Source organism: uncultured Marinobacter sp. (genome assembly GCF_913055835.1).
In the GTDB taxonomy this organism is placed as follows: Bacteria; Pseudomonadota; Gammaproteobacteria; order Pseudomonadales; family Oleiphilaceae; genus Marinobacter.
Window position 1 is genome coordinate 17,205 of the sequence record NZ_CAJXKQ010000005.1, and the last position, 15,989, is coordinate 33,193.

General features: G+C 58.5%; 15 protein-coding genes. 9 read left to right on the forward strand and 6 right to left on the reverse strand.

Annotated features, from left to right (window positions below; all coding sequences use genetic code 11):
• Nucleotides 1-88: 88 nt before the first annotated feature.
• Nucleotides 89-1,585, reverse strand: a complete 1,497-nt coding sequence (locus QZ534_RS04540; RefSeq protein WP_296931877.1) for a hypothetical protein — start codon at nucleotides 1,583-1,585, stop codon at nucleotides 89-91.
• Between the two features lie 377 nt (nucleotides 1,586-1,962).
• Between QZ534_RS04540 and QZ534_RS04545 the strand changes: the two genes are divergently transcribed.
• Nucleotides 1,963-2,457 (forward strand): gamma-glutamylcyclotransferase family protein, encoded by a 495-nt coding sequence (locus QZ534_RS04545; protein ID WP_296931879.1) that lies wholly within the window; start codon nucleotides 1,963-1,965, stop codon nucleotides 2,455-2,457.
• A gap of 13 nt (nucleotides 2,458-2,470) precedes the next feature.
• Here the strand turns inward: QZ534_RS04545 and QZ534_RS04550 are convergent, their stop codons facing one another.
• A complete protein-coding gene (locus tag QZ534_RS04550) occupies nucleotides 2,471-3,751 on the reverse strand; it encodes an FAD-binding oxidoreductase (RefSeq protein ID WP_296932191.1) in 1,281 nt (426 codons plus the stop codon).
• Between the two features lie 184 nt (nucleotides 3,752-3,935).
• Here QZ534_RS04550 and QZ534_RS04555 point away from each other — a divergent pair, with 184 nt between their 5' ends.
• The gene (locus QZ534_RS04555; protein ID WP_296931880.1) at nucleotides 3,936-5,453 is read left to right on the forward strand and encodes an aldehyde dehydrogenase; all 1,518 of its coding nucleotides are present in this window, start codon (nucleotides 3,936-3,938) and stop codon (nucleotides 5,451-5,453) included.
• Between the two features lie 70 nt (nucleotides 5,454-5,523).
• Here the strand turns inward: QZ534_RS04555 and QZ534_RS04560 are convergent, their stop codons facing one another.
• The gene (locus QZ534_RS04560; protein ID WP_296931882.1) at nucleotides 5,524-6,888 is read right to left on the reverse strand and encodes a glutamine synthetase family protein; all 1,365 of its coding nucleotides are present in this window, start codon (nucleotides 6,886-6,888) and stop codon (nucleotides 5,524-5,526) included.
• Between the two features lie 255 nt (nucleotides 6,889-7,143).
• Here QZ534_RS04560 and QZ534_RS04565 point away from each other — a divergent pair, with 255 nt between their 5' ends.
• The 5 genes from QZ534_RS04565 (at nucleotide 7,144) to QZ534_RS04585 (ending at nucleotide 11,739) form a co-directional block, all read left to right on the forward strand.
• The gene (locus tag QZ534_RS04565) at nucleotides 7,144-7,470 is read left to right on the forward strand and encodes a hypothetical protein (RefSeq protein WP_296931883.1); all 327 of its coding nucleotides are present in this window, start codon (nucleotides 7,144-7,146) and stop codon (nucleotides 7,468-7,470) included.
• Between the two features lie 286 nt (nucleotides 7,471-7,756).
• A complete protein-coding gene (locus QZ534_RS04570; RefSeq protein WP_296931885.1) occupies nucleotides 7,757-8,863 on the forward strand; it encodes a polyamine ABC transporter substrate-binding protein in 1,107 nt (368 codons plus the stop codon).
• 3 nt (nucleotides 8,864-8,866) lie between these two features.
• Complete coding sequence (gene potA, locus QZ534_RS04575; protein ID WP_296931887.1) at nucleotides 8,867-9,985, forward strand: polyamine ABC transporter ATP-binding protein; 1,119 nt, start codon at nucleotides 8,867-8,869, stop codon at nucleotides 9,983-9,985.
• 4 nt (nucleotides 9,986-9,989) lie between these two features.
• Nucleotides 9,990-10,919: an ABC transporter permease subunit gene (locus QZ534_RS04580; RefSeq protein ID WP_296931889.1), complete on the forward strand. Its 930-nt coding sequence runs from the start codon at nucleotides 9,990-9,992 to the stop codon at nucleotides 10,917-10,919.
• Nucleotides 10,912-11,739 (forward strand): ABC transporter permease subunit, encoded by an 828-nt coding sequence (locus tag QZ534_RS04585; RefSeq protein ID WP_296931891.1) that lies wholly within the window; start codon nucleotides 10,912-10,914, stop codon nucleotides 11,737-11,739. Before QZ534_RS04580 ends, QZ534_RS04585 begins: the two co-directional genes overlap by 8 nt.
• Before the next feature lie 24 nt (nucleotides 11,740-11,763).
• On the opposite strand, the gene QZ534_RS04590 is transcribed toward QZ534_RS04585, so the two are convergent.
• Nucleotides 11,764-12,654: a LysR family transcriptional regulator gene (locus QZ534_RS04590; protein WP_296931893.1), complete on the reverse strand. Its 891-nt coding sequence runs from the start codon at nucleotides 12,652-12,654 to the stop codon at nucleotides 11,764-11,766.
• Between the two features lie 104 nt (nucleotides 12,655-12,758).
• Here QZ534_RS04590 and QZ534_RS04595 point away from each other — a divergent pair, with 104 nt between their 5' ends.
• Together QZ534_RS04595 and QZ534_RS04600 are read left to right on the forward strand one after the other, a co-directional pair.
• The gene (locus QZ534_RS04595) at nucleotides 12,759-13,199 is read left to right on the forward strand and encodes a DoxX family protein (protein ID WP_296931895.1); all 441 of its coding nucleotides are present in this window, start codon (nucleotides 12,759-12,761) and stop codon (nucleotides 13,197-13,199) included.
• A gap of 24 nt (nucleotides 13,200-13,223) precedes the next feature.
• A complete protein-coding gene (locus QZ534_RS04600; protein ID WP_296931897.1) occupies nucleotides 13,224-13,997 on the forward strand; it encodes a class III extradiol ring-cleavage dioxygenase in 774 nt (257 codons plus the stop codon).
• An 85-nt stretch (nucleotides 13,998-14,082) separates the two neighbouring features.
• Here the strand turns inward: QZ534_RS04600 and QZ534_RS04605 are convergent, their stop codons facing one another.
• Both QZ534_RS04605 and QZ534_RS04610 read right to left on the reverse strand, forming a co-directional pair.
• Complete coding sequence (locus QZ534_RS04605; RefSeq protein ID WP_296931899.1) at nucleotides 14,083-15,078, reverse strand: branched-chain amino acid ABC transporter permease; 996 nt, start codon at nucleotides 15,076-15,078, stop codon at nucleotides 14,083-14,085.
• 2 nt (nucleotides 15,079-15,080) lie between these two features.
• Entirely contained in the window at nucleotides 15,081-15,968 is an 888-nt protein-coding gene (locus QZ534_RS04610; RefSeq protein WP_296931901.1) for a branched-chain amino acid ABC transporter permease, read from the reverse strand.
• Between the last annotated feature and the right edge of the window lie 21 nt (nucleotides 15,969-15,989).

Genomic DNA, 15,989 nt, shown 5'->3' on the forward strand with positions numbered 1-15,989 from the left:
GATGTACTCAGAGTGAAGCCGTTACCTGGTACATGTTAGCAGGCCGGCAGCGAAGCCCACAGGGGCAGCGCTGCCTCTCAATACCAGATCAGATCTGTTTGTACACCACCTCGGACAGGCGGCTGCGGTTGCCATCGGTATCCAGGGTGCGGATAGCGAAGTACCAGGTGCCCTCAGTCAGCTCATCGACCAGCAGCTCGTCGACAGAGGCGTCACCTATCGCCAGGCTCTGGTCAAGGTTCTCAGCACTGGTGCCGTAGACCACTTCGAAGCCAGCGATTTCGCCCATGGCCAGGCTCTCGCCATTCTCGCGGGTCAGTGGTGCAGTCCAGCTCAACAGCGCCGTATTTGCCGGGACAGTTTCCTCGGGCGTGGTTTCGGTGACTGGCTCACTGGTTTCAGTGTTTGTTCCTGTGTCTGCGACGGTTTCGTCAGTCGTAGTATCCGTGGTTGTTTCACCGCCTGAAGTCACATCACCTGAGGTGTCGGGTTCAGTTGTACCGGCAACCTGCTCGTCAGTTGAACCAGTAGAATTGTCGGTAGCTGTATCGGTGCTGGTGTCCGTCGAGCTGTCAGTGGTGCTGCCGGAATCAGTGCCAGCGGTTTCATCGCCGCCGGTGACTTCTTCGGTGGTTTCACCGGAGTCGGCAACACCGGTGTCAGTCTCTTCATTTACGTCGGCAATGGTTTTGAAGCGCTGCACATTACGATACTCGACAACCACCAGTTTCTGGCTGATGACACTTGAATCCACGGCATTCTGAAGCTCAGAAGACTGCAGGGCAGCGGCACTGACAAGATCCGCCAGAGCAACGTTGGTACCGTCACCCATAACGCTGATCTGGCCGGTGGCGCTGACCTGTGAGGTGACATCCGCCAGCACATCGGAAATCGAATCCCATTGGGCGTTGTCATTCACCAGGGCCAGGAATGCCGCATTGGCAATCGCAACCTGAATGGCGTCAGCGGTTACGCCTGTCATTCCATCCAGATTGGTGAGATCCGGCGGAGTCAGGCGCAAGGCGCCGGCAGGAAGGCCGAACCAGTTTTCCACTGTGGTGTAGGCATTGGAAATGGCAACCGGTGAAAGGCCTTCACCACTGCGCTCGGCCAATGTTACGGCCAGATGGGTCAGCGGAGTGAGGTTCACGGTTTCCATGCGCAGATCGCCCGCACCGCGGAGGCTGAAATTGCTGTCCAGGGGCATGGTCTGGCCAAAGGCTACCGGTGCACTACCCGCCTGATCGCACTGGGGCACCACATCGCAGATCATACGGGTGCCGCCATCGGCCGTAAGCTCTACCAGGGCCCAGCCCTCGGCTTTGCCGCGGAGCTGCCATTCGTAACTGCCATCGTCTGCCGTCAACACCGGTTTCGCTGCCTGGCGCTGAGGCGCGTAGTAGCCGTCTTTATCCGCAATCAGGCGATTGGCAACAACCAATCCCTGCTGAATGACGCCCTTCATTGCTGCGCCGGCAATCTGCACCGTCGGCTCAGGCGTGGCCGGAGCCTTTGACGTCGTGGTGGTTTCCTCACTCGTAATGTCCAGACCGCAGCCCGAAAGCAGAAAGACCGCGGGTAACATCAGCAGTCCTTGCTTCGTTAGTTTTTTGCCGCAATATGACATCTTTTAACACCAATTATTTGACGAATTTGAGCGAATCTTACAGCGGCAGTTTTCGGTTATATGCGGCGCAGTTCCGGATTTTCCGGAGCAAGTCCGTCAGGAATTTGGCGTTTACGGAGGGATACACGTTGTGATGGAAGGTTACAGCCCCGGGCCCGGATTGCGGTTTATAAGGCATTGTTTTACGGTATTTTTGCCTATCAGGCCCACATTCCGGCTGTAGGCCGGTAACGACTGGCGCGAAATCTGATTACAAATTTAAACGTTGATAGAGTGAGAGCGGCTTCACAGTTATTCGCAGGCCCCTCCCCGATAACGGAGATACAGCGGACTTCATGTTTTGCTTCACCTACGGCTCCAACATGTCACGAAGAAGACTGCAGGCCCGGGTGCCATCGGCCCGGTTCGTGGCTGTGGCAGAGTTACCTGCTCACCGGCTTCGCTTTCACAAGTCTGCAGGAGACGGCTCGGCCAAATGCAATGCGGAAGAAACCGGTAACCCTGAAGACCGCGTGATTGGCGTGGTTTACGAGATCGACGAGGGAGAAAAACCGGAGCTTGACCGGCATGAGGCCCTGGGATTCGGCTACGATGAAAAGCAGGTAGAGCTCGCAACCGGCAGCGAAAGACTGCAGGCCTGGATGTACTACGCCACCCGCATCAACAATGCACTAAAGCCTTTCCACTGGTACAAGGACCATGTACTCATCGGCGCCCGGGAAAACGGCCTGCCAGCTGAGTACGTTGCTCAGATTGAAGCCGTGGAGTCAATTGACGACCCGAAGCCGGAACGGCATGGACGTGAGCTGTCGATTTACGGCAAGTCTTGATCCGCCCTGGAACTCAAACCCCTAGCTTGTCCCGCAACGCATAATACCAGGCGCCCATTGCCGTCAAAGGTACCCGGAACACGCGCCCACCCGGGAACGGGTAGTGAGGCAGGCTGGCGAACGCGTCGAACCTCTCCGCCTGCCCCTGGATCGCGAGTGCCAGCGCCTTCCCGGCAACGTGAGTAAATGTGACACCATGGCCGGAGCAACCCTGGGAGTAGAACACATTCTCGTGCAATCGGCCGAGCTGGGGCAGTCGCGACAGCGTAAGCAGGAAATTGCCGGTCCAGGCGTACTCGATCTTCGCGTTCGCCAGTTGCGGGAAGGTTTTCAGCATATTCGGACGAATCAGCCGTTCGATGTTAGCCGGGTCCCGGGCGCCGTAGACCACACCACCTCCGTAAATCAGGCGTTTGTCACCCGACAGCCGGAAGTAGTCCAGCAGGTAGTTGCAGTCTTCGACGCAGTTGTCGTTGGGAAGCAAGTCTCTGGCGACGGCATCGTCCAGCGGTTCGGTGGCAATAATCTGCGAGCCGCATGGCATGGATTTGGCGCCAAGTTCCGGCACCAGGCTGCCGAGATAGGCATTGCCCGCCAGAACTACATACTGCGCCCTCACCTCGCCCATGTCGGTTTTAACGGTTACAGTTTTACCGGGAACGATGCCCGTTACCGTTGAGTGTTCGTGAATCACACCCGCGCGCGACTCCAGCGCTGCGGCTTCACCGAGGGCCAGATTTAGCGGATGAATGTGGCCGCCCGCGTGATCGATGGCGCCGCCGACATACCGTTCCGTGGCAACCCGGGAGCGGATAGCATTCCGATCCAGCAATTCCAGCTGGTCATACCCGAATCGGCGCCACAGCGCCTGCTGGGATTCCAGGTGCTTGAGTTGCTTTGAGTTGAGCGCGGCAAAAATACCGCCTTCCTTCAGGTCGCAGCGAATGCCATAGCTCTTCACCCGCTGGCGAATAATCTGGCTGCCCTCGAAAGCCATTTCAGACAGCAGCTTCAGGTGGCCTTCTGAAGTCTGTCGTTCGATGCTGTCCAGGTCGCGGCTAAAGCTGTTGACGATCTGGCCACCATTGCGCCCCGAAGCACCCCAGCCAACGGTTGCAGCTTCCAGAACCACCACACGGAAACCGGCTTCCGCCAGAAATAATGCCGTCGACAGACCGGTGTAGCCGGCACCGACAACACAGACATCGGCCTTGCAGGATCCTTGCAGCGCCGGGCGCACAGGGGCCGGGTTGGCGGAAGCTGCGTAATACGAGGGAACCGGGGGATACTCGATCATTATGTGACGCCAGACAGGGTGATAGAGACGTTCAGGAACCGGCGCCAACGATCCGCGCCGCAGAAAGTCTATGCCAGCGCCGGGCGTTCGGAAAGACACGTTCTTATACCTATATCGCGGGCGGCGCCGGGGCGTGAAAGTGCTGCTATGATTGCACAACTCTACAGCCTGCGAGGCGCCAATGAATCAACCCGTCAGCTCTTGTACCCCAACCAGCCAGGCCGAATGGCAGGCCCTGACCGACAAGCTCACACTCGAGGGCCGCGCTTACCTGAACGGCGCCTATCAATGGGCTGCCAGTGGAGGGACCTTTACCTCAATCAGCCCGATTGACGGGCGCGAGCTGACCGCCATCGCCAGCTGTGATCAGAGCGATGCCGACCAGGCCGTTATGGCTGCCCGCTCCGCCTTTGAGGCAGGCATTTGGAGCCAACTGGCACCAGCCAAACGCAAGGCGGTGCTGCTCCGGTTCGCTGAGCTTATCGAAGCCCACGGCGACGAGCTCGCCCTGCTGGAAACCCTGGACATGGGCAAGCCCATCAGCCACGCCAGGAACGTGGATGTGCCGGCCACCGCCCGGGCGATCCGCTGGACCGCCGAGGCCATCGACAAGGTGTACGGTGAGCTTGCCCCCACGCCCCACAACCAGATTGGCATGATTTCCCGAGAGCCCATGGGTGTGGTGGCGGCCATCGTGCCCTGGAACTTTCCGATGATCATGGCGGCCTGGAAAATCGCGCCGGCTCTGGCCACGGGTAATTCAGTCATACTGAAGCCCTCCGAGAAATCTCCCCTGAGCGCCATTCGCCTGGCCGCCCTGGCCGAGGAAGCGTGCGTTCCCGCCGGCGTTTTCAATGTGCTGCCGGGCTATGGGCACACCGTGGGCAGGGCCCTGGCGCTGCACATGGACGTGGACTGCCTGGTATTTACCGGTTCCACAAATGTGGCCAAACAACTGATGATTTACGCCGGCCAGTCCAACATGAAACGGGTGTGGCTGGAGGCGGGTGGCAAGAGCCCGAACATTATCTTCGCCGATGCGCCAGACCTGAAAAAAGCCGCTGCCGAGGCGGCGAGTGCCATTGCCTTCAACCAGGGTGAGGTGTGTACTGCCGGCAGTCGCCTGCTGGTCGAAAACAGCATTCGTGGCGAGTTTGTTGAGCTGATTCGCGAAGCCCTGAAAACCTGGCGCCCCGGACACCCGCTGGACCCGGCCACCACCTGCGGCGCAATCGTCGACCAGGCCCAGCTTGATCGGATCATCGACTACATCGGCATCGGACAATCTGAGGGCGCACGCCTGGTGGAGGGCGGACAGCGGATTCTGGAAAACACGGGCGGCCTGTTTGTTCAGCCCACAGTGTTTGACGGGGTGAATAACCAGATGCGCATTGCCTCCGAGGAAATCTTCGGGCCAGTGCTCTCGGTGATCGGGTTCGATACAGCTGATGAGGCCGTCCGCATTGCCAACGATTCCATCTACGGCCTGGCAGCGGCAGTGTGGACTTCCAATATCAATACTGCCCACAAGGTGGCCAAGGCCCTGCGAGCCGGCAGCGTTTGGATTAATCACTATGACGGCGGTGATATGACCGCACCCTTCGGTGGCTTCAAGCAGTCCGGCAATGGTCGCGACAAGTCGGTCCACGCGTTCGACAAGTACACCGAATTGAAAGCGACCTGGCTGGTTCTGGAGTAGAGGGGAAAGAGTCAGTTGGCAAATGCAAAACGGCGCCCTCGAGGCGCCGTTTTTTACGGCTCACACACCGCTATACCGTGTGGAGGTACCAGAGATACTCCAGGTCCGAGATGGTCATCTCGAACTCATTGAGCTCATGCTCTTTGCAGGCCACGAACACATCCAGAAACTGGCTGCCGAGATAATCAGCCATCACTTTCGATTGCCCCAGCTCCCGCAAGGCATCCCGCAGGTTATTCACCAATGAGGCTTCGTGCTGCTCATGGGCATTACCCACGGTGACCGGTGGTGGCTCGATCCGGTTGGAGATACCGTAATGCATGCCAGCCAGCACGGCTGCCATCAACAGGTACGGGTTGGCATCGGCACCGGCGACCCGGTGTTCGATTCGCAGGGCCTCCGGATCACCGCCCGGCAGACGCAGCGACGCAGTGCGGTTGTCCACGCCCCAGGTGGCAGCACTGGGCACATAGTACTCCGGGCTGAACCGTCGGTAGGAATTGATATTCGGGCAGAACAGCGCCATGGCATCGTTCATGGTGGCCACCAACCCGCCAACCGCCCAGCGCAGCATATCGTTGGGTGCTTCTGCGTCACCGGCAAATACGTTGCGGCCCTCGCTGTCCACCAGGCTCACGTGCAGGTGCATGCCGCTGCCGGCCTGGTTGTGATAGGGCTTGGCCATGAAGGTGGTGTCCATTTCATGGTCGTAGGCCATGTTCTTGATCAGCCGCTTCAACAACGTCGCGTGGTCGCAGGCCTGTACGGCGTCATCCACGTAATGCAGGTTGACTTCGAACTGGCCAGGCGCCGATTCGGCCACCAGCGCATCAGCTGGCAGCTCCTGCTCATGGGCGGCATCCAACACGTCCGCCAGGAATTCCGCGTATTCGTCGAGATCATCAATGGAATAGGCCTGGGTGCCAGCCGGGCGCTTTCCGGAAATAGGCGATTTTGGCGGCTGGGGGCGACCCGAGAGGTTCTCCTGGTCGATCAGGTAGAACTCCAGCTCAAAGGCAGCTACCGGAGTCAGCCCGAGCTCCTCAAACCGCTTAATGATGTTCTGCAATACCACCCGAGGATCGGCAAAAAACGGGGTCTCGCGGTCCAGCTCATACATGGTCAGCAGCAGCTGCGCGGTGGGCCGCTTCTGCCAGGGTTCCATGGTGAGGGTATTTTCAATGGGCAGACAGACACGGTCGGCCTCGCCAATGTCGAGCCCCAGACCGGTTTCTTCCACCGTGGTGCCCTGAATGTTCAGGGCAAAGATGGAAGCCGGCATGGCCACGCCACGCTCAAACACCTTCGCCAGCGCAGACGGATCCACCCGCTTGCCGCGAACAATGCCATTGATATCCGGGATCAGCAGATCAACAAACTGCAGTTCGGGGTGTGCCTGAAGGAACGAGTCGGCACTCGTAGAACCAGAAGCCATAGGGAACGCCTTCCATTACGCAAACAGGCCTGGTGCCGAGGGGCCGGCGCAGGAGTTTCAACGCTCCTTTATCCCGGTTTCCTGAGCATTTGGCAAGATACGCACATACCGTATTTTGCCCGGAAGCCGGGCAATCAAGACAACAACCGCCCAAAGCCCGTCCCGGGGGAACCGTCCTTCTCCGATGTGATAGCATGCAAGGGTTGCCTACCGAGCAGCGCAGCCACTTACCGCCACGCAAGGGAGCCACGTTCCATGAAAACTCTCGCAGGCCTGACCCTGATCCTGGCCACATTCAGCACCGGCAGTTGGGCTGAGACGGTCGACTTCAATAAGCGCAACGCCCACATTTTCTGCTCTTCCCACCTGGCCGTTGTCAGCGAGTCTGTGGACAAAGACTCTGAGGAATACCAGGCATTGCGTTATCTCTCCGGCATGCACCGCAAAGAAGCTCAGGCCATGGGAGCGACCCGGAAGCATTTCCTGGATGTTATTCGTTACCTGGAGCAGGTACGCGACAGCGACAAAGAGAAATGGCAGAGCCTGTCTGCACGGAGCCAGGAAGTCTGCATACAAGATTGATTTGAAAAGAAATATCCGGAAAGCGCCGTTTTTCTACAGCAAAGCGCGCACCGCATACGCATAACTCCGAATCGGTCAGCGAAAATTTCCGTAGCGCATTCCGCGATCTCGTGATACATATCGCGAGAATTCGGCCGGTTCCCCACCGCCGTTTCCAGGACAAGCCTTAAAGGAGTCAAAAGGCGGCATCCCCTGCCACCTGCGGCCACCCTCAGCAGACCTGCACAACACTGCGTGCGTCCTGCACGTTTTGTATTAATCCCTTTTGAGTGAGGGACATCATCCAATGTTGAAGTTGTGTAAGCCACAGGCGCTGGCCGCCTCTGTTGCGTTGTCTCTGTGTGCCTCCTCCGCGTTTGCCGCCGAGGAAGTGCGTGTCTACAACTGGTCCGATTACATCGCCGAGGACACCCTGGCGAAGTTCACGGAAGAAACCGGCATCAAGGTGATCTACGACGTCTACGACAGTAACGAGATCCTCGAGGCAGCCCTGCTTTCCGGTCGTTCCGGCTACGATCTTGTTGTGCCTTCCAACCACTACGTGGCCAAACAGATTTCTGCCAACGCCTTCGTAGCGCTTGACCACAGTAAGCTGCCGAACATGAGCAACCTGAACCCGGATTTGATGGATGATCTGGAAAAGGTAGACCCGGGTAGCCAGTTTGCTCTGCCTTATCTCTGGGGCACCAACGGCTATGGCTACAATGAAGGCCGCATTCAGGAAATTCTGGGCGACAACGCCCCCACCGATTCCTGGGCGCTGGTATTCGATCCGGAAGTCACCGGCAAGCTCGCCGCCGGCGGCTGCGGTATTGCCATGCTGGATTCCGGCGAAGAAATGGTGCGTGCCGCTATGGCCTACATTGGCCTGGACCCGAACAGCAACAACGCCGACGACATCAAGAAAGGCGGTGAGGTGATCAAGGCCATTCGCCCGAACATCACTTACTTCCATTCGTCCCGTTACATTGGCGACCTGGCCAACGGTGACCTGTGTGTGGCTGCCGGTTACTCCGGCGACATCCTGCAGGCCGCCGCCCGTGCCGAGGAAGCCGAGAACGGCAACGTGATCCGCTACACCATTCCCAAAGAGGGTGCGGTGCTGTGGTTCGACATGATGACCATCCCGGCCGGCGCGCCGAATGTAGAGAATGCCCACAAGTTGATGAACTTCCTGATGCGTCCGGAGATCATCGCGGACGTGACCAACTATGTGTGGTACGCCAACCCGAACAAGCCGGCCAACGAGTTTGTTGATCCGGAGATTCTGAGTGATACCAGCATCTACCCCACCGATGAGGTGATGAAAAAGCTGTACATCATGGAAGGCCGGCCTCAGGACGCCCAGCGTCTGATGACCCGTACCTGGACCAACGTGAAGTCTGGTCGCTGAGCGGTGGAAAACGGCAACAACACCTCCGCGCAAGCGGAGGTGTTACTCAGCATTCGGGGTATCTCCAAAAGCTTTGATGGCACGCTGGCCGTGGACAACGTCAACCTGGACATCCACAAGGGTGAGATCTTTGCCCTGCTGGGTGGCTCCGGTTCCGGCAAGTCCACCCTGCTGCGCATGCTCGCGGGTTTTGAAACGCCCAACGCCGGCACCATCATGCTCGACGGCCAGGACGTTACGGCTCTGCCCCCGTTCCTGCGCCCGACCAACATGATGTTCCAGTCCTATGCCCTGTTCCCGCACATGACGGTGGAGCAGAACATTGCCATGGGTCTGAAGCAGGACAAGCTGCCCAAGAGCGAAATTCGCGATCGGGTGGCCGCCATGCTGAAGCTGGTCAAGATGGAACCCTATGCCCGGCGCAAACCCCAGCAGCTTTCCGGTGGTCAGCAACAACGGGTTGCCCTGGCCCGCTCACTGGCCAAACGTCCCAAACTGCTGTTGCTGGACGAACCCATGGGTGCCCTGGACAAAAAGCTGCGGACCGAAATGCAGCTGGAGCTGGTGGAAATTCTGGAAAACGTGGGCGCCACCTGCCTGATGGTGACCCACGACCAGGAAGAAGCCATGACCATGGCCAGCCGTATTGCAATCATGGCACAGGGCCGGATTGCCCAGATCGGTTCGCCCATCGATATCTACGAGAGCCCGAACAGCCGCATGACCGCGGAATTCATTGGCTCGGTGAACATTTTCGAGGCTTATATCCGGGAAGACGAAGCCGACAGCGTTACGTTGACCAGCGACCTGCTGGACGCGCCGGTATTTATTGATCGCGGCGTGACCACCCCGGCGGAAAGCACCGCAACACTGGTGGCCCTGCGCCCGGAAAAAATTTACCTCACCGCGGACAAACCCGACGGCGACCACAACTGGAGCTGCGGAACAGTAGACAACATCGCGTATCTGGGCGACATAACGTCCTACTACGTGAAACTGGCCAGCGGCAAACGGGTTCAGGCAACCATGGCGAACGTGGAACGCCGTGGCGAGCGGCCAACGTGGGGCGACAGGGTATTCGTATCCTGGGAAGCCTCCAGCCCCATCCTGCTCTGGAACTGAGCCGATGAGACGGAAACTTTTACCCACTCCTCTGACCGAGCGGGTGCGTGCAGTCCTGTTCAATCGCCGGGTCGTGTTCGGTATCCCGTTCCTGTGGCTGCTGTTGTTCTTCCTACTGCCCTTTGCGCTGGTGCTGAAGATCAGCCTGACCTCGGCGGTGATGGCCATTCCCCCTTACGAGCCCGTATTCCGGTGGCTGGACAACACCCTCTCGGTGGTGGTGAATATCGGTAATTATCTGTTCCTGCTGTCGGACAGTCTGTACTTCGCTGCCTATTGGGGGTCGGTGAAGACGGCATTCCTGGCAACGGTGGTGTGCCTGCTGATTGGCTACCCCATGGCCTACGCCATGGCGCGGGCCCCGAAGCACTGGCAACTGGTGTTGCTGCTTATGGTGATGCTGCCCTCCTGGACCTCGTTCCTGATCCGGGTTTATGCCTGGATGGGCATCCTCGGCAATCAGGGGCTTCTGAACAGTTTTCTGATGTGGCTGGGTTTGATCGATCAGCCGCTCAAGATGCTGAACACCAACTTCGCTGTGGTGCTGGGCATTGTCTACGCCTATCTGCCGTTCATGGTGCTGCCCATCTACACCAATCTGGTGAAACTGGACGTGCGCCTGCTAGAGGCGGCATCAGACCTGGGTTGCCGCAGCCTGACCACCTTCTGGGCTATCACCCTGCCGCTCTCAAAGGCCGGCATCCTCGCCGGTTCCATGCTGGTGTTTATCCCCGCGGTGGGCGAGTTCGTGATTCCGGAGCTGCTGGGCGGGCCGGATACGCTGATGATCGGCAAGGTGTTGTGGGAGGAGTTCTTCAACAACCGCGACTGGCCGGTGGCGTCTGCCCTCGCGATCGTGATGCTGTTGTTACTGCTGGTGCCGATCGTGCTGTTCCATCGGTTCCAGGCCCGGGAGATGGAAAAGCATGGTTAAGTCCCGTTCCTTCAGTTTCTCAAAAGTGATGCTGGTTCTCGGCCTGCTGTTCCTGTATCTGCCGATGTTTGTGCTGATCGTGTATTCGTTCAATGCGTCCCGGCTGGTGTCGGTATGGGCCGGATTTTCCACCCAATGGTACGGCGAGTTGTTCCGGGATGAGCAGATCCTTTCTGCCGTGTGGATGAGTCTGCGGATTGCCTTCTACTCCGCCAGCATGGCGGTGTGCCTGGGCACGCTGTGTGCGTTCGTGATTACTCGCTTCAAGAAGATGCGCGGGCGCACACTGCTATCCAGCATGATTACCGCGCCGCTGGTTATGCCAGAGGTGATCACCGGTCTGTCACTGTTGCTGTTGTTCGTACAGATGGCCCAGACCATTGGCTGGCCGGTGGATCGTGGCATGGCCACCATCTGGATCGCACACACCACCTTCTGCAGTGCCTATGTGGCGGTGGTGGTGTCAGCCCGTTTACAGGAGGTGGATCGCTCTATCGAGGAGGCGGCCATGGACCTGGGCTGCACGCCACTGAAGACCTTCTTCGTGATTACCCTGCCGGTGATTGCCCCGGCCCTGGTGTCCGGCTGGTTGCTGGCCTTCACCCTGTCGCTGGATGACCTGGTGATTGCCAGCTTCGTGTCCGGGCCGGGTGCGACAACACTGCCCATGGTGGTGTTCTCATCCGTGCGGATGGGCGTTTCGCCGAAGATCAACGCGCTGGCTACGCTCATCATTCTGGCGGTATCGCTGATTGCGTTTATTGCCTGGTTCCTGATGCGCCGTGCGGAACGACGGCGACTGCAAACACCGGACGCCTAGCGTCCGGTGTTCCGTCCCTCGCCCTCACAGGGCATCGGGAAAGGCCGAAACCAGGTAATCAACCAACGCTCGAACTTTGGGCGTGACGAACTTCCGGGTGGGATAGACGGCGTATACGCCCAGCTCGGTGGAACGGTACCCCGGCATCAGTTCCACCAGCCTGCCATCCTCCAGCTCTTTGTTTACCAAAAAGCCGGGCTGCAGTACCACGCCCTGTCCGGCCACGGCGGCGGCGCAGCAGGTTTCACCGTTGTTGGCGTACATCCATGGCCTTACCCGGATACTGGTCTTGCCGTCAGGGCCTTCAAAGGGCCAGTCGTTGCCCGTGGTGAAGTTGCTGTAGCCGATGATCCGGTGGCTGGCCAGATCTTCCGGTTTGGCTGGGGAGCCGTGAGCCGCGATGTAATCCGACGAGGCGCAGGCAATGAGCCGGGTAGAGGTGATCCGTCGGCTGACCAGCGTGGAGCTTTGCAGCGTGGCAATCCGGATGGCCAGATCAAAGCCTTCCTCGACGATGTCTACCAGCCGGTCCGAGAGGTCGATCGACAATTCCACATCCGGATAGCGGGCGTGAAATTCTCCCCATAAAGGCGCCAGATGGCTTATTCCGAAGCTCACTGGCGCATTCACCCTCAACGTGCCCCGTGCGACATCATTACGGGCGGTTATTTCTGCTTCGGCTTCCTCAACCCCGGCCAATAATTCCCGACACCGGACATAGAACACCTCGCCCTCCCCCGTGAGCGACAGGCGGCGGGTGGTCCGCTGCAGCAACCGAACCCCCAGACGACTTTCCAGTTCGCTGACATAGCGCGAGACAGCGGCCTTGGACATGCCAAGATTCTCTGACGCAGCAACGAAGCTGCCGGCCTCAACCACGTTGCAGAACGTCTGCATCTCCAACAGTCGATCCATTGTTTCTATTTCCGGAACAGTTAATTCAATAAAGCCATGTTTATCCCGTTTATTGATATTTGTAAAGTTCTCCCACGGTCAAAACACACCCAAGGAGATTCATCATGAACAACGCATTCCTGAACAAACTGATCAGCACTGACGCAGGCTGGGGCGCATTGGCCCTCCGGATTCCCGTCGGTATCATTTTCGCCGCCCATGGCGCCCAGAAACTGTTTGGCTGGTTCGGAGGTTACGGCCTGGAAGGTACCGGCCAATGGATGGATTCCATCGGGCTAAGCCCCGGCTACCTGATGGCCCTGTTGGCCGGCGGTGCGGAATTCTTCGGCGGACTGGCACTGATCATCGGCCTGCTGGTTCGCCCCGCCAGTGCGGTGCTGGCATTTGCCATGCTGGTCGCCATTTTCAGCGTTCATATCGGCAACGGCCTTTTCATGAGTAACAATGGCTATGAGTTTGGCCTGGCCTTGCTGGCCGTGTCGGTATCCCTGGTATTCAGCGGCGCAGGCCGCGTGTCCATTGACCACGCGATTGCCGCCCGATAAACACCGCAACCCGGAGGAGCAATCATGAGTCTGTTTGTTTCCCACGGCGCTCCCACCTTCGCACTGGAGCCGGGCCTGGCGGGCCCGGCCCTGACGGAGTTGGGCAAACGCCTGACAAGGCCCGAAGCTGTGCTGGTGGTTTCACCGCATTGGATGACGCCGGAAATCCGGGTGGGCCTCTCAGAAACACCCGAGACCATTCACGATTTTCGTGGTTTTCCAGCTGAACTCTATGATCTTGAGTATCCTGCAGCCGGCCACCCCGAACTGGCGCGAACCGCCCTGGCGTTGCTGGAGGCAGGCGGCTGGAGCGCACGGGCTGACGACACCCGGGGCCTGGATCACGGGGCCTGGGTCCCGATGATGCACCTTTTTCCCGATCACTCGGTGCCGGTGTTCCAGGTTTCGATGCCAACGGATCTTGACCCTGAGTCAGCCTGGCAGCTGGGCCAGACCCTGCAGCCACTCGAGCATGAGGGTGTGCTTATTGTCGGGTCTGGGAGCCTTACCCATAACCTTTACGAGGTTCGCTGGGGGGACGAGAACGCCTCTGGCTATGCTCGGGAATTCACGGATTGGGTGCGAGCAAAGGTCACGGCAGGCGACCACCAACAATTGATTGCGACACTGGAGAAAGCGCCGCATGCACAACGTGCGCACCCCACCACAGAGCACTTCCTTCCTCTGTTGGTGGCGGCCGGTGCGGCCGGGGAACAGCAACCCGGCGTGCTGATTGATGGCGGAATCGAACACGGTGTTCTGGCCATGGATGCCTTTGTTTTCCGGCATCCGGCCTGAAGCCGGAACAAGCATCCAACCCCCGGCAATGCAAAAGGGCCACCCCGAGAGGTGGCCCTTTTGGTTTTCAGGTGGGAGGGCTGGTTCAGCCGAGATTCTTTTTCACGAACTTCTGGATCTCACCCACGATACCGCTTCGGAAAGCCAGAACCGTGATCACGAAGATACCGCCAAGAATCGGATCTACCCAATCCCGTAAGGGACCCTGGGAAAGGTTATACTCGATATTCACCACAAAGGTGGCACCCACCACCGGGCCAAGCAGGGTTCCCATACCACCGACCAGAGTCATCAGGATGACTTCGCCCGACATATGCCAGTGCGCATCGTTCAGGGAGGCGAGCTGGAACACGACGGATTTCATGGAACCTGCAAGACCGGCCAGCGCTGCGGAAATCACGAATGCCAGCACCTTGTAACGATCCACGTTATAGCCAAGAGATACAGCACGGGGCTCGTTCTGTTTGATGGCCTTCAATACCTGACCGTACGGACTACTGACAATGCGCTGTACCAGCAGATAGCAGGCGATAAACACTGCCAGCACGAAATAGTACATGTTCAGGTTATCTTCGAGATTGATGAATCCCAGCAGCTCACCCCGGGGGATACCGTGCATACCATCTTCGCCACCCGTGAACTCGGACTGAACGAAGAAGAAGAAAACGAGCTGCGCCAGGGCCAGGGTGACCATGGCGAAATAGATGCCCTGCCGACGAATCGACAGCAAGGCGAAACCGGTTCCCAGAACCGTGGCCGCGAGGGTGCCCGCGATGATGCCCATTTCCGTGGTAAGTCCGGAGTAATTGCTCAGCAGGTAACCTGTTGTGTAGCCACCCGTGGCGAGGAAAGCCGCATGGCCGAATGACAGCAGGCCGGTGAATCCGAACAGAAGGTTGAACGCTACCGCAAAAAGCGCGAAGCAAAGGATCTTCATCAGGAAGACCGGATAGACCGCGAAGGGCGCGGCCAGCAACAGAAGCAGCAGGACGCCGTTGAGCATCATCTTCTTCCGGTCCTGGACTGCCTGCTGTTCAACGATGGCCTTATGAATGTCGGCAGAATTCGCTGGCTGGTTCATGATTATGCCTCCTTACCGAACAGGCCACTGGGCCGGAACATGAGCACCAGAACCATGACCAGGAAGACGACCGCCGAAGAGGCCGGTGGATAGAACGTTTTGGTCAGACCTTCAATAACGCCCATGAGAATACCGGTGATAATTGCACCGCCAATGGAGCCCATACCACCGATAACAACAACGGCGAAAACCGTGATCAAGGTGGCCGATCCCATGACCGGCGTTACCGAGTAGATTGGGGCCGCCAGGACACCGGCGAACGCGGCGAGCGCGACTCCAAAGCCATAAGTCAGGCTGATGAGCAGGGGCACATTGATGCCGAAGCCCTGCATCAGTTGGGAATCCTCTGTGCCTGCACGCAGATAGGCACCCAGCTTGGTTTTTTCGATCATGAACCAGGTTGCAAAGCAGACCAGCAAGGCCGCAACGATAACCCAGGCCCGGTAATACGGCATGAACATGAAGCCGAGATTCACGCCACCCTTGAACATGTCGGGCATCGTGTAGCGCAGGCCGGAAACACCAAACCAGTTAACCAGCACGCCGGTGATAATCAGCGCCACACCGAAAGTCAGGAGCAGGCTGTAAATATGATCCTGCCCCGCGATGCGGCGCAGCAGGAAATACTCGATAACAACGCCAAAGGCGCCAACCAGCAGCGGGGCCAGCAAGAGCGCAGCCCAGTAATTAACGCCCAGATAGTCAAACATCAGGACGGTGGTCATGGCGCCGAGCATGTACATGGCACCATGGGCAAAGTTGATGATCTTCAGCAGACCGAAGATGACCGCGAGCCCAAGGCTCAGAAGGGCGTAAAAGGCGCCATTGATGATTCCGATCAGGAGCTGGCCGGAGAGCACAGCTACAGGGACGCCGAAAATCATGGACATTGGGCTAACTCCAGAAGCAGC